This is a genomic window from Asaia krungthepensis NRIC 0535, assembly GCF_025995175.1.
Lineage (GTDB): Bacteria > Pseudomonadota > Alphaproteobacteria > Acetobacterales > Acetobacteraceae > Asaia > Asaia krungthepensis.
Map to the genome: position 1 here is coordinate 1 of NZ_BAPV01000023.1, position 242 is coordinate 242.

The window sequence follows — 242 nt, forward strand, 5'->3', positions numbered from 1 at the left end:
TCGACGACGAAGTCCAGATAGGCCGCCTTGTCCATCAGCTGGAGCCGGTCGTGAGCCCCGTCGGCGAACAGGTGCTTCACCCAGGGCCAGCGCTTGCGGATCGCGTCCAGGATCATCTGCGCGCCCGCGCTGTCGGAGATGTCGGCCGGGGTCAGATTGACCATCAGCAGACGTCCGTCTGTATCCACGGCAATATGCCGCTTGCGCCCGACGACCTTCTTGCCGGCGTCATAACCTCTTGT

At 63.6% G+C, this 242-nt stretch carries 1 protein-coding gene; it reads right to left on the bottom strand.

Annotated elements, in window-relative coordinates:
• The coding region (locus AA0535_RS10840; RefSeq protein WP_264816156.1) for a transposase at nt 1-242 on the bottom strand (242 nt) is incomplete at both ends.